This window comes from Clostridium sp. (genome assembly GCF_051278035.1).
In the GTDB taxonomy this organism is placed as follows: domain Bacteria; phylum Bacillota; class Clostridia; order Clostridiales; family Clostridiaceae; genus Clostridium_AD.
In genome coordinates, this window is sequence record NZ_JBNMNU010000013.1 from 1 (window position 1) to 13,772 (window position 13,772).

Below are 13,772 nucleotides of genomic sequence, written 5' to 3' on the forward strand. Positions count from 1 at the left end.
TTCTGCATCGTGCAGGCTTGTTTGCTATACCTATTTTTATCGCTACTTGCTCTCTTAACATAAAATTTATAGTTCTAGACGACTCCATACAAATTCAAGTTTTATTTATTAGTTTCCGTGAGTACTCAATATATTAGATTTTAATAAATGTATTGTTATTATACATTTTATTTGCAATACTTATCCAAATAATTAGGTATATTAATGAAAAGTAAAAAGAATCTAAACTAACACCTGCCCAAGGTGTTACGAATTTTGTTGTTATCCATGCAGTCAAATTCAAGCTCAAATTCAATCTTTCATCAAACACCTTTACTTGCCAAAAACTTTTTCTAATTAATTCTGTAACAATATATACAAAAATCGGATTATTACCCAATCCTCTAAATGGAGTGAAAATTCTTTCTTTCTTATATATATCACAAATTAAATATAAGAAAGCTAATCCTATTGACGAGTATCCAACTACTATTAGTATATATGAGCTAGACCATAGATGTTTATTAAAAGGGAATATTTTATTAAACTCAAATGCAATAATCATACATATTAATCCAAATAAACTCATATACATAGGCTTAATATAATCATGTTTCGTTGTTAAATTAATTACATATCCCATTAAACATCCAAATATACCCGTAGCAACTGCACCTATTGTGGTAATTATACCTTCTGGGTCGAAATATTTATTATACATATGGGCGCCTAATAAATGTATATCAACACTTTTCGCTAAATTACTTTCTATACCAAATCCAAATGGTTTTAGTAGAAAATAATATCCTATCGTTATTGAAAAACCAATAATTATCATCGAGCCAATTATAAACGCTTTTCTCTTTAGGTTGCATCTTAGTGCTAAATAAATTAAAGAAACTATTAAATATACTATACCTAGTCTTTGTAAAACACCAAGTATTCTAATGGTTTTAAAGTTAAACAATGGAAATCCATTTAAGAGTATTCCCAAAAGCACTAACATAAAACTTTTTTTGATTACATTAAGGACTATATTCCATATTTTTTTAGAAATTATTTTCTTTTCCATAACAATTGGAATTGTCATACACATTGTTAGAATAAAGATGGGAAATGCAAAATCGGCCACTGCAAGACCATTCCATGCGGGGTGCCTTAATTGCGTATATATTCTATCACTGTTTCCAGCATTATCTACAATAATCATTAACGCTACTGCAAATCCTCTTAAGATATCTATAGATTTTATTCTTTTGTTTGCTTCCATAACATACTCTCCTTCATCCTTGCTCATAAATATGAGTTTAGCCATCTACTTAATCTATCAGTCATAATAAATATTCGTTATATATCTCGCAGCCGCGTCAAGCATTCCTATATCCTCAAGAAGTTGAAGAATACCATATCTATTACGCATATCTTTCGCAGCAATAAGACTTTTTCTAAATAGTTCTTTATCTAAACCTATATCACTCGGATTCCAAACTGCTCCTGCTTTTTTCAAAGTAGCAATTATTCTCTCTGGATCTGGAACGTTAACATCACAGATTTTCTTTATAGAATTCCAATTGGACACAATCTTTTTCATACTGATTTTTCTTTCTTCCATATTAAAATTAATGCTACCTTGCTTAAATTCTATAATGCTTGTTGCACTTTTAGTAAATACATCGGTTATATTTTGTTTCCATACATTTTTATCAAAATGCTCGTAATCGCCTTTTTCAAGTATTTTATATATATCTAAATCTTTTGCGAATTTAAATGCATAAGCTACAACCCCCACACCTACACCTACCGTATTGCCGTGTAGCCATTTTGTATTATCTCCACTATTCATAAACATCATTTCATAACAATGTGATAAATAGTGCTCTCCTCCAGATGCAGGTCTTGAGGCTCCAACCATTCCAATTGCAATTCCTGACAAAATCAATGCCTCAGTTATCTTTTCTACAGTTTTTGAATCTCTACTTGTTACGCCTCTTGAAGCTTCCTCGCACTTCTTCAAAGAACTTAGGACTAATTTTTCAACCTCCACGCAAAAGTATTCACCGTTTAAAGTATTTGCAATATGCCAATCTGCTAAAGCTGTATATTTACCAAGAATATCTCCTAGTCCAGCTTGAAGCATTCGCATAGGTGCCCGCTGCATAATATCAATGTCGCAAACAATTGCCAATGGATACACTGCATCATAAGTTACTTTTACGCCATCACATATAAGTGGAGAAACTACAGAGGCATAACCATCCATTGAAGGTGCTGTTCCCACAATTATATAAGGAGTATCAAGCTTATAACTCAAAAACCTTGAAATATCATTAATAGTCCCAGATCCTACTGCAATAATAAGCGATGTATCCTTAGGTATTGCCATTATTAAACTTCCCAAAGTTAGTTCACTGGGATGTAAATGTTCCTCCTTAAATACATATTTACTAACTTTGAATTTATCATTTAATAATTCTTCAACTTCTTTTCCCGCCACCTTATATGTATGGGTGTCTTCTATAATAAATACTTTTTTACCCTCGTACATCTTAATTACAGTCGGCAATTGGGTTATAACGCCATTACCTACTGTAATCGAGTCTATTCCTACACTATGTTTCTTACCACATGAACACATATAATTAAGTCCAGTCATTTCTTCTAAACTCAAAGTTGATAAATTTTTCATAATTTTATCCTCCTTTAATTGTCCATAATATCATTATTCTATAAACAGTCTAAATATCCTTTAAGATTCAATGGCAACACAAAAAAAATACCCTAGGGGTACTTTTAAAGGTAACAATTTGGATGCTTCATTTTATATAAGCCTTACAACTATCCTATGCAATATATCCACAGTATCTTCTAAATTGAGTGAGGCATCTTTGATGTGATGGTATACTTCTCTATGCTTAATTGCATTCATTGGATCACTTGTTTTAAATATAAGAGTCATTCCATCTCTATAAAGCTTCTCTACTTCATTATGCGTAGCTCTCATTTTAATTATATATTCTTGTGACTCAATCGGATTATTTTTCAGAATATTAATTGATTCTGAAAGAAAATCCGTACCTTCTTTAAGTTTCGCAACCATAGAAATTATGGTATCATCCGATGCTACTTCAAAAGTTTCCATAGAAAGTAAAGTTGATTTAGTATATTTAATAATCTTATCCATTGCAATAGAAAAAGAATAGATATCAGCCCTATCAAAAGGAGTACTAAAGGCTTCTATTAATTTGGTTTCCATATTCATTCTAGCTTCATCAGCCTCTTTAACATACAAAAGTAGCTTTTGCTTTTCTTCATCAGAGCCACTATTTAGCCATTTATATAGCATATCTACCCCAGAAGCATTTATCTCTGCTTGGTTGTTTAACATTTCATAAAAATCATATTTGTCAGGAAAAAATTTATCTATAATACTTTTTTTATCCATATTTACCTCCATTATATTACTTTAAAAACTAAATTTAATATTTGATATACACCAGCGGAAACAATTGCAGCTAGTGGTATTGTGATAACCCAAGCCATTAAAATTTCTTTAGTTATACCCCAACGCACCATTTTGTATTCATCTGCCGCACCCACCCCAATAACACTCCCAACTACGACATGAGTTGTAGATACAGGTGCCCCAATTATAGTAGCTATGAGAACTGAACCTACTGATGCTAATTGAGAATTAGTACTATGAATTGGTCCTATTGTGTATATTCCTCTACCGATAGTTTTAATTATACTCCACCCGCCAAGCATTGTCCCAATAAACATTACCGTACCACCAGCAATCCGTACCCAAATTGGAACGCCCTGCACAGCTACACTTCCTCCTGCGACTATTGCTAAGGTTATTATTCCAAATATTTTTTGAGTATCATTAGCTCCGTGGCTAAATGCAAGAATTGCTGCAATCACCCATTGTATTTTTTTAAGGGACCTATTTACAGTAAACTTAGCATTTCTAAGAAGAACTTTACTGAATTTTTGCAGAATAAAAGCAACAATAAAACCCAAAAATGGTGAAATGATTAATGCTGCAACAACCTTAGTAATTCCTGTAATTTGGTGAGTTGATCCAATCAATTGCTTAAAGCCCCACAGTATATGTGTACTGCCTGAAGAAACCCAAACTGATCCTATAATACCACCAATTAAAGCATGGGTAGAACTTGAAGGTAACCCTAATTTCCAGGTAACTAGATTCCATATTACTGCGCCAAGCAATGCAGCCAGCAATATTTTAAGCAAGAGAGGATCAGCTGGTAGATCTATTACATTAGATATAGTATCAGCTACCGCGCTCCCGCCAAAAATCGCACCTAATAGACCAAAGACTGATGCAACACCAATAGCTTGTTTTGGCGTCGCTGCTCCGGAAATGATAAAAGTTGCCACAACTGAGCTTGCATCATGCAGTCCATTTGATAAAGCAAAAACAAGTGCAATTACAATCACACTTATTAAAACTATGGTAATACTAATAGGTATCATATCCTCAAATCATCAATAAATGATTTAATCGCTTTTTCTTTTGTTGCCCATGATGTTACTAATCTAATAGCAGAATTATCCTCATCAATCTTTTGCCATTTGTAAAATAAATACTTTTCTTCTAGTCTAGCGATTATTTCATTAGGCAATATAGGAAATATTTGGTTTGTTGATGAATTAATCAAAAATCCATATCCACAATTACTAATTCCTATTTTTAACTTTTCCGCCATCCCGTTTGCATGTCTTGCTAGTTCAAAGTAAATATCGTTTTTAAACAATTCCTGGAACTGTATACCAATTACTCTTCCCTTTGCAAGTAATCCCCCCTTTTGCTTAATGAGATATCTAAAATCTTCCTTAAGTATATCAGTGCTAATTACAAGAGCTTCTCCCATTAATGCACCATTTTTAGTTCCACCTATGTAAAAAGCATCAGTAAGTTTTGGCAAATCTGAAAGTTCTACATCATTCTCTTTAGAACATAGTGCAGACCCTAGTCTCGCCCCATCCATATACAAGATCATATTGCTTTTCGTGCAAAATTCACTTAAATCCTTTAACTCCTGTTTATTATAAATAGTTCCTATTTCTGTTGGATTTGATATGTAAACCATTTTAGGCTTTACCATATGTTCATCTGCGTGTTCGTCTATTACATCTTTTATATGGCTCGGCTTAAGCTTCCCATCATCCACTTCTATGGAAATAATTTTATGCCCAGTCGCTTCTATTGCTCCAGTTTCATGAACTAATACATGTCCTGAGTTTGCCGAAATAATAGCTTCATGTGGTCTTAAAAAAGCACAAATAGAAGTAAGATTTGTTTGAGTTCCACCACAAAACATGTGAATATCAACATCATTAGATTTTAATTTATTCTTTAACAATTTAATAGCAGCTTCGCAATACTTGTCTTCTCCATACCCCTCTACCTGCTCCATGTTTGTTTCAATCAATGCGCTAAGTATATTAGGATGAGCGCCTTCACTATAATCATTTTTAAAACTATACATATTTTCCCCCTTCAATATCTCTTGTTATTTTTAAATTCCTATTATGTAATTTTAAGTTTACTATTTATTTAATATCTTTTCAAGTCTTTAGATTGTTAAATACATTACACTATTGGTCTAATATTTTAAAAAATGATTTTTTTTTAAAAAATCCTTCATAAAACTATTGACGAATTGTAAAATACAAAGTAAAATGAAAGAAATCCAAAATCAAATATCATATAATTAACAAAAAAGCATTGATGGGAATAGTAGTTATTACGAAGTAGTCAAAGCGAATCAGTGGTGGTGAGAGACTGATACGAATCATATAATGAATAACATCCCGGAGCTTCCAAACGAAATTTATTAAGAGTAGTATTGGACGGAGCCAAACCGTTACAGATTGGACAGTATCGAATTTATATTAATTCCGTACTGATTAAAGTGAGCTTTATAAGCTAATTTAGGTGGTACCGCGGAAGTATAAGTCTTTCGTCCTATTTTCATAGGATGAGGTCTTTTTTTTATATCTAAAATTAAGGGGGAATATTAATATGTGTACAATTATGTGTTATACAGGAACAGACATGAAACATGATAAATTTGCGCAGGCACTACAAAGAACCGAATCAAGAGGACCAGATATGACAGAAATTCTTACTTTACCATCTGGTATTTTGGGCTTTCAAAGACTTTCTATTATGGATTTAAGTTTTAGTGGAATGCAACCATACACAAGGAATACAGATGCATCCATATGCAACGGTGAACTTTATGGTTTCCGTGAAATTAAGAAGGACCTAATGGAAAAAGGACATAAGTTTATTTCTGATAGTGATTGCGAAATATTGCTTCCAATGTACTATGAAGATGGGCTAGATATGTTTTCAAAATTAGATGCAGAATTCGCAATTATCATCTACGATGGTAAAAAGAACACTTTCGTAGCGGCTCGAGATCCAATTGGAATCCGTCCTCTCTTCTATGGTTATTCCGAATCAGGTAAAATCATATTTGCAAGCGAAGCTAAAAATCTAGTTGGTCTTACGTACAACATAATGTCATTCCCGCCAGGACATTATTATGCTGATGGTAAATTTACATGCTACTGCGATATCGCAGAAACGCAGGGTGATTATTGTGATGATAACTTAGAAGTTATCTGCAGCAATATTCATGATAAATTTGTAACTGCTATAGAAAAACGTATGGATGCTGATGCTCCTGTAGGTTTCCTTCTAAGTGGAGGCCTCGACAGTTCCCTCGTATGTTCAATTGCCCAAAAAATGAATCCTTTAAAACCTGTTAAAACCTTTGCCATAGGTATGACTGGAGATGCAATTGACCTTAAATATGCACAAGAAGTTGCTGATTACATTCATAGTGATCACACCACTGTATATATGACAAAAGAAGAAGTGCTTGGATCACTTGAGGAGGTTATTAAACTTCTTGGAACCTTCGATATTACTACAATAAGAGCAAGTATGGGAATGTATTTGATTTGCAAGAAAATACACGAGATTTCTGATGTCAGAGTACTTCTGACCGGTGAAATCTCTGATGAATTATTTGGATATAAGTATACTGATTTTGCTCCAAATGCAGAAGAATTTCAAAAGGAATCACAAAAGAGAATTCGTGAGCTTCATATGTACGATGTACTTCGTGCCGACCGTTGTATCAGCTCAAACTCTATAGAAGCAAGAGTACCATTTGGGGATTTAGATTTTGTAAAGTATGTTATGTCTATCGACCCTGAAAAGAAATTAAACAAATACAACATGGGTAAATACCTTTTGAGACATTCGTTTGAAGGGGATTATCTTCCAGATAATATTTTATATCGAGAAAAAGCAGCATTTAGCGATGCTGTAGGGCATTCTATGGTGGACTATTTAAAAGAATATGCAGAATCCTGCTATTCTGATGAAGAATTCGAAAAACTATGTGAAAGGTATAAATACAATTCTAAACCATTCACAAAAGAATCATTGTTATACAGAGAGTACTTTGAAAAACATTATCCATTACAAGCAAAAATGATAGTAGACTTTTGGATGCCAAACAAAGAATGGGAAGGATGTGACGTAACCGATCCAAGCGCCAGAATGTTATCAAATTATGGTGCCAGTGGTAAATAATTAAAAAAACCTAATTAAGACAGGTCAGAAAATCAGGGTAGATGGTAATTCTGGATTTGTAATAATTATTGAAGAGTAAAAAAAAGGTCACTAATGAAATAACTATTCATTAGTGACCTTTTTTTTTCATATTTCTATATTATATATACGTAACCTCTAATGGATTTCTATCAACTAACTTCTTGTAGCTATACTTAGGATATCCAACCATAACAGCAGCTGTTATAGTTTTCCCTTCTGGAATATTAAATAATTCAAGCAGTGGAGAATCCTTAATGGATGCACAATACTCAAAGAATCCAGCCCAGCAAGTTCCTAGTCCAAGGGACGGAGCAAATAATTCTAGATAAGTTAAACAAGAAATAGAGTTACCCCTTCCGCCAGAAAAGTCTTTGTCCGCAGTAGTTATAATTAAGTTTGGAGCACCACGTAAAATTGGATCAAGTCCACCTTCCCTGTAACCGCTGATTAATCCTTTTAGTGCATCCTTTAGTGGAGATTTTTCTATAATATCAATAGTAAGCTCAGTGGCTTTCTCAACTAATTGCTTGTCCTCAACTACAATAAATGATATACCTTGACTATTGCTTCCAGTAGGTGCTAACCTTGCAATATCAACTAATTTCGTTAGTTCTTCTCGTGATACAGATTTGTCTTTGTAATTTCTTATAGATCTACGTGCCCTAAGAAAATTCTCAGCTTGCTCTGCATTTAGTTTAGCAAAATCTTTTGCATCAATCTGCTCTTGTAATGGTGTTTTTTTATTATCTATGGCATCACTTGGGCATATAGCAACACAATGCCCACAAGCAATACAAGTTGTATTTTCTACTTCTTCAGGCCCCTTTGCTCCCATCTTTAAAACAATCGCTGGACATGACTTAATACACCGTTCGCATTTAATACATTTTTCTTCATTTACAGTTATAATACCCATTATATTCATCCCCTTGTTAAAATTTAGTTTTATATGTATATACATGTATTATGCTAAAAATTTACTCTACTAATCTTTCTATATCCTTTAATGTTTTTAATAATTCTTCAGTTCTTTCTTTGCCAATACCATCCTCAATCTTACTTTGTGCTTTCTTAAATATTGGAATAGCAACTTCAAGCGTCTTTAATCCTTTATTAGTTAGAGTTATGCACTTTTTTCTAGAGTCCTGTTCTTCTTTCTTAATATCAATATGTCCACTCTTTCTAAGTAACTCAACATTCCTTGTTACAGTACTTTGATCCATGAGTAGGATGTTACCAAGACTCGTAACAGAAATATTTTCATTAAGTGAAATATCCAGAAGTAACAAACATTGAGTACTCTTAAGTCCAGTTGGTTGAAGCATTTTATCATAAAACTGAGTAATTGTACGAGTAGTTTTTCTTAAGTTACCACAAGCACAACTTTGCGAATATTTATTAGTAGACGAAATTAAATGGCACATAAATTCAACTCCAGTACATTATATGTATATACATATAATATATAGTGAAGTTGAATTTATGTCAAGTATATGTAGGAAATAATAAATTTGTCTCCGTTTCTATTTCCAACCTAGTCTCCAAATACTAGTATCATACCCCTTTTCTATAATAACGCTCATCCAAGACTTTAAGGTTATTTTATCTGCATACCATACCTCATGTTCTATACTATCTTTGTCTTTGTAGTTGAAGAATAGACACTTACTTTCATCATCACGTTTTACTTTTGATTTGTATTCTTTTAATATTAGGTTAACTTCAGTTTCTGAAACCGCAGTAGTTTTCCAATTTGCTGCCCAGTTAAAACCACCAGTTGCAACTGCAAAGTCCTTCTTGCCTGGAATTTTTATGGTTTTTTCAATTAACTCCATAATGAATTTAGGATTTGCTTTTCCCCCAGGCGAGCTAAATCCGCCATGCAAATTGTAGCACATCACTACGTATACTGGACCTTCATCAAAAATCAATTTATCAAAGGGTATGCTCGGTTCTAATACAACTCTTATTTTTAAATTTTCTTTCTCAGCTTTTTGATACAGTTCATTTATAAATAAAATATAATCATTCCATAATTTCATATCATTTTTTATTTGTTCATAATCAATTTCTATACCGTCAAAGTCATATTTAAGGGCCAAATTTATAATCTCTTTAATATGGCTGCTTCTTGAATCAGAATTACCTAATAATTTTTTTAATAAATTTGTATCTTTTAATATAGAATTTCCATCACTATTTATTTTATCATTGACAATAGTTATATATTTATTGTACTCATAACTCTTTGTTTCATTATAATAATCAATTAGTTTTTGTGGCATCACAAGTTTATCACTTGAGTTAAAATTAGCTGCAAAATAACAAATATTTTTAACCTTCTTATCTAAAGCCCTGATTTCCTTATTAGAATTCAAATCCCAATATGCAACCCAAGCTGATAGATCATTTGTATTTTCTTCAAATGTTTTTGTGTCTTCATCAAAGGCTACACTACTATCTCTTATTGAAAAAACAATTAGGCCTATAATTGATATCATTAATACTATTAACCCAGTTAAAATTAAATTCCTTCTAACATTATTATTCATTTAGTACCTCTTAAATTATAAATTTTTAATAAACCAATTCACAAGTTTGTTAAATGAACTATAAGCATTATACTTTGCAAGTTTCATTCCCTTTAATGAATCATCATATAACACTTTATTATTTATATCAGTTACTTTAAAATTTCTAAATACACCATCATATACATCGTCTGCAATGTTTCTTTGGCTATACCCATATTCTCCCCATGCAGATTCAAGAAGAACACTTCCTTCATTATCATTACTTACTTGTAATCCTTCTACTACCTTTTTTTCATCAATAACTAAAGTAAGCTTCTCATCAATTAGTGTTATATTTACTTTTTTACTTCCTGGTTCTTTTATATCAATTTTTTTATCCTTGTTATCTTTATTTAATTTCAATGTATATATGATATTTTTATTTCCATTTGAATTCTCAATAATATTAACTATGTTATTAATAAGTTGAACACATATGCTATTACTTCCATCACTACTAGACCTTAAGTATATAGACTGAGACCCTATAGCGTTACCATTTAATATTGTTGATATTTTAATGTCCTTATAACTTTCACTCTTTACAAGCTTAATAACTCCTTTATCCTTTGGCAATGACGTTAATATAATATTGCCATCTATAAACTCTGATTGTCCTTTTATTTCTTTAAAGCTTTTAGCTTTCTCTGCATCCCCTAAAACAAAATCAACGTTTCCTTTAGTATCATCCCATATTCTCATTAATAAATGATTAGTAGACCAATACGATTGTGGTTGAATCCTAGTTAAATCATAAACAGAGCTATTTTTTAAATTTAGAGAATCTCCCTCTCTATTAAAATTCATACTAAATAGTTGTTTAATCCATTTATTATTTACTTCGCTAGCCTTATCGTTTGTACCAAACCGTCCTGTATTTGAATGCATTAACGTATATAAGGGTGGTGTGTATCCTAATTTCTCATTATATATAGTTGATAATTTTTCATAATCACTATTAATACGCTCTTTCATCCCTTCATGGTTTTCCATAGGAATGCCATTTTCATCTCTAATGTAATCCATCAAATAATGATTATATTGTCTATTAATTGTAGATGCTAAATTTGAGAACTCATCGGAATTTAAATCTCCTATAAATTTCGAGTATTTATCAAATACATTTATATATTCTAACCTATATCCATTAGTCCCTAGTTCCCAATAAGAGTTATTTTTTAATTGCATTAGTTCTTTAGGCATTAAAAACTTTGGGTCTTTCTTTTCAAATTTATCGGCATAAGTTAGAATTGTGGCTTTATAATTATATTCCTCTAGTAATTTTTGAGCAAATATAGCTGTATCGCTTCTTCCATCCTCAAACAATAAAAATAATGATTTTTCAGGTAAGACCTTTCCTTTTTCATAGTAATCTAACATATCCTTTTGGGTAATTGTTATGTATCCATTGTCTTTTAATGCTTTAATTTGCTTTTCTAATGACTTAGTGCTTATTAGTGTATCATCCCCAGTTCTATCTACACCGAAATATGATATAGCAATAAATCCACTCTCTGCGCCTTTAGAGACATCAGCTGAGCTATAGGGGCTATATACAGAAAAGGTAAATATAGATTTAATTATAATTACCAATATCACAAATAGAATTACTCCTTGTGATATCCCTCTTATTTTCTTAATCCTATCTTTTTTTTCAGGAGAAAACTCTTTACTTTTCATTTATATTCTCTCCTTTTTTTCTTTTCTCTTTTTTTTCTTAGAGCTTCCACATCACTAGGAGTCATTCTTGTTCCCCATGTAGACTTCCAAAATGTTACCCATGCTATAGGCATTTGCCAAAGTAATACAGCTTCATAATAAATACAAAATACCATACCAAAAATCCAAGTCGTACTTTTTCTAAAGAACATTTGAGCAAAACTCATCATTAGTGCCATCATTAATAAGCCAACAAGAAATGTAGTTGGAAATATATTATGTACAATCGGTACATAAATTAAGTTATAAGTAACTATTACAGGTGCAGCAATAGGAACAAATACTCCCATGAAAAAGAAAGCAGCCATAAAAGGCTCTTTTTTCCACATGAACTTTCCTGCGAGAATAGATTCTCTGAGCCAAGACCTTTTCCATCTCATTTGCTGTTTAAGAAACACCTTATATTTATTAGGTACAATAGTTGCACAAATTGCAGTATCTTGATAACTAGTTCTATTTCCATTTAGTACAAAATTGGTCATAGCTCTATCATCTCCAAATGTAGCCTTTTGACCTAAAAATCTTTGGTTTATCCACTGATCCATATTATCTAAAACTATTTGTTTCTTGTAGCAGGATAAAGGACCTGATAGACAAGTAACTGCATCAAAATAAGCCTCCGCTGCTTTCATGATTCTAAAAGCAATATAATATCTAACAGACTGCATTTTAGTTAATGTGTTTGTATAAGTGTTAGCTACATCTGTTCTCCCTGCTACTCCTCCCATCTTAGGATCTTTAAAAGGTTGGACTAAATTTCTTATTGCATAAGGATCTAAGAAACTATCTGAATCAACAAATACAACTAAATCATGCTGTGCATTTGAAACCCCCTTGCAAAGCGCTTCCCTTTTTCCTAAGTTCTTTTCTAAAACAAAATAGTTAAGCCTACCCTTCACATCAAATCTTTCTTCTTCCTCACTTAACTTTTTAATTGTCTCAATAATTTTATTTACAGAATTGTCATCTGAAAAATCATCTACAATTATAACTTCTAGTTTATCAATAGGATAGTCTTGATTAATACAGCTCAAAATTGTTCTTTCTATCCATTCCTCTTCATTAAAACAAGGAATTATAATTGTCACACCTGGCGTGTAATCAACATCTATTGGCACAGGCTTGTATAATCCACCAAAGAAATATCTGCTTAATAAAAATACAGCTGTAATAATACTATATAAATATAACCATTTATTAAATTTAAAATATATAGCACTTTCTGCACGCATTAATATTATAAAGATACTTATAAATAATAAAAACATACTAGATATAGCTATTGAATACTTTCCTTTTTTTCTATTAGAATATTCCGCTAATGTTTCCATAAATTCTATACCACATAATATTTTCCCATCCGAGCTAAAAGACTCTCGAATCTTTTTTCCTTTAATATTAACATGCATTTCATATCCTTCTGGCATAGAACCAGGTGTTATCTCAAATTTTAATTTAGTAGTATTAGCACTTCTAATTATATTTAAATCTTTTTCGTCTTTAAGTTCTATTAGAATTCCAGTAGTAGAAATATCTAATGCTTTAGCTTTAATCGTAATATTGTCTTTTTGGCTTTTACACCTTATTTTGATATCAATTTGAATTGTATATCTAATTCCAGCTTCTTTACTTTTTATAAATTCTTTAGCATCACATTCACCTATGCAATCCTCTAGTAACTTTTCGCCTCTACGATCAACATTATTTCTTATAGCTTCTTTATCAGGAACATTTGAAAATGATCTTCTATCCCTGAGGGGATTTAAAAGAACATCCCCATCTTTGCCTTGATTATTCTTTAGCTTATTATATTTAACCTTCATCCTTCAAACTCCTCA

General features: G+C 31.7%; 11 protein-coding genes and 1 other annotated feature. Of the genes, 1 reads left to right on the forward strand and 10 read right to left on the reverse strand.

The features are described from left to right. Nucleotides 1–133: 133 nt before the first annotated feature. From ACJAX4_RS03460 to ACJAX4_RS03480, 5 genes are all read right to left on the reverse strand, one after another. On the reverse strand, nucleotides 134–1,249 hold the full coding sequence (locus ACJAX4_RS03460) for an acyltransferase family protein (RefSeq protein WP_435788058.1): 1,116 nt from the start codon (nucleotides 1,247–1,249) through the stop codon (nucleotides 134–136). Between the two features lie 57 nt (nucleotides 1,250–1,306). After that, the gene (locus ACJAX4_RS03465) at nucleotides 1,307–2,665 is read right to left on the reverse strand and encodes a sn-glycerol-1-phosphate dehydrogenase (protein WP_435788059.1); all 1,359 of its coding nucleotides are present in this window, start codon (nucleotides 2,663–2,665) and stop codon (nucleotides 1,307–1,309) included. Nucleotides 2,666–2,797: 132 nt separating this feature from the next. After that, nucleotides 2,798–3,421 carry a DUF47 domain-containing protein gene (locus ACJAX4_RS03470; RefSeq protein WP_435788060.1) on the reverse strand — a complete coding sequence of 208 codons (624 nt, stop codon included), beginning with the start codon at nucleotides 3,419–3,421 and terminating at the stop codon, nucleotides 2,798–2,800. 11 nt (nucleotides 3,422–3,432) lie between these two features. Further along, entirely contained in the window at nucleotides 3,433–4,479 is a 1,047-nt protein-coding gene (locus tag ACJAX4_RS03475) for an inorganic phosphate transporter (protein ID WP_435788061.1), read from the reverse strand. Continuing rightward, nucleotides 4,476–5,495: a threonine aldolase family protein gene (locus ACJAX4_RS03480; RefSeq protein WP_435788062.1), complete on the reverse strand. Its 1,020-nt coding sequence runs from the start codon at nucleotides 5,493–5,495 to the stop codon at nucleotides 4,476–4,478. Before ACJAX4_RS03480 ends, ACJAX4_RS03475 begins: the two co-directional genes overlap by 4 nt. Before the next feature lie 230 nt (nucleotides 5,496–5,725). Then, nucleotides 5,726–5,980 (forward strand) — a binding site (T-box leader). 51 nt (nucleotides 5,981–6,031) lie between these two features. Here ACJAX4_RS03480 and asnB point away from each other — a divergent pair. Next, complete coding sequence (asnB, locus tag ACJAX4_RS03485; RefSeq protein ID WP_435788063.1) at nucleotides 6,032–7,621, forward strand: asparagine synthase B; 1,590 nt, start codon at nucleotides 6,032–6,034, stop codon at nucleotides 7,619–7,621. Between the two features lie 139 nt (nucleotides 7,622–7,760). On the opposite strand, the gene ACJAX4_RS03490 is transcribed toward asnB, so the two are convergent. From ACJAX4_RS03490 to ACJAX4_RS03510, 5 genes are all read right to left on the reverse strand, one after another. Beyond that, nucleotides 7,761–8,558: a nitroreductase family protein gene (locus tag ACJAX4_RS03490; RefSeq protein ID WP_435788064.1), complete on the reverse strand. Its 798-nt coding sequence runs from the start codon at nucleotides 8,556–8,558 to the stop codon at nucleotides 7,761–7,763. Nucleotides 8,559–8,619: 61 nt separating this feature from the next. Then, complete coding sequence (locus ACJAX4_RS03495; RefSeq protein WP_435788065.1) at nucleotides 8,620–9,066, reverse strand: MarR family winged helix-turn-helix transcriptional regulator; 447 nt, start codon at nucleotides 9,064–9,066, stop codon at nucleotides 8,620–8,622. Nucleotides 9,067–9,165: 99 nt separating this feature from the next. Next, nucleotides 9,166–10,194: a glycosyl hydrolase family 18 protein gene (locus tag ACJAX4_RS03500; protein ID WP_435788066.1), complete on the reverse strand. Its 1,029-nt coding sequence runs from the start codon at nucleotides 10,192–10,194 to the stop codon at nucleotides 9,166–9,168. 15 nt (nucleotides 10,195–10,209) lie between these two features. Then, a complete protein-coding gene (locus tag ACJAX4_RS03505) occupies nucleotides 10,210–11,895 on the reverse strand; it encodes a glycoside hydrolase (protein WP_435788067.1) in 1,686 nt (561 codons plus the stop codon). Next, a complete protein-coding gene (locus ACJAX4_RS03510) occupies nucleotides 11,892–13,757 on the reverse strand; it encodes a glycosyltransferase family 2 protein (RefSeq protein WP_435788068.1) in 1,866 nt (621 codons plus the stop codon). The genes ACJAX4_RS03505 and ACJAX4_RS03510 overlap by 4 nt, the downstream gene beginning before the upstream one ends. Nucleotides 13,758–13,772 lie beyond the last annotated feature (15 nt).

Coding starts and splice junctions, on each gene's coding strand:
- ACJAX4_RS03490 (WP_435788064.1), bottom strand. CDS start 8,558: ATGGGTATTATAACTGTAAATGAAGAAAAATGTATTAAATGCGAACGG.
- ACJAX4_RS03505 (WP_435788067.1), bottom strand. CDS start 11,895: ATGAAAAGTAAAGAGTTTTCTCCTGAAAAAAAAGATAGGATTAAGAAA.
- ACJAX4_RS03465 (WP_435788059.1), bottom strand. CDS start 2,665: ATGAAAAATTTATCAACTTTGAGTTTAGAAGAAATGACTGGACTTAAT.
- ACJAX4_RS03480 (WP_435788062.1), bottom strand. CDS start 5,495: ATGTATAGTTTTAAAAATGATTATAGTGAAGGCGCTCATCCTAATATA.
- ACJAX4_RS03510 (WP_435788068.1), bottom strand. CDS start 13,757: ATGAAGGTTAAATATAATAAGCTAAAGAATAATCAAGGCAAAGATGGG.
- ACJAX4_RS03475 (WP_435788061.1), bottom strand. CDS start 4,479: ATGATACCTATTAGTATTACCATAGTTTTAATAAGTGTGATTGTAATT.
- ACJAX4_RS03470 (WP_435788060.1), bottom strand. CDS start 3,421: ATGGATAAAAAAAGTATTATAGATAAATTTTTTCCTGACAAATATGAT.
- asnB (WP_435788063.1), top strand. CDS start 6,032: ATGTGTACAATTATGTGTTATACAGGAACAGACATGAAACATGATAAA.
- ACJAX4_RS03460 (WP_435788058.1), bottom strand. CDS start 1,249: ATGGAAGCAAACAAAAGAATAAAATCTATAGATATCTTAAGAGGATTT.
- ACJAX4_RS03500 (WP_435788066.1), bottom strand. CDS start 10,194: ATGAATAATAATGTTAGAAGGAATTTAATTTTAACTGGGTTAATAGTA.
- ACJAX4_RS03495 (WP_435788065.1), bottom strand. CDS start 9,066: ATGTGCCATTTAATTTCGTCTACTAATAAATATTCGCAAAGTTGTGCT.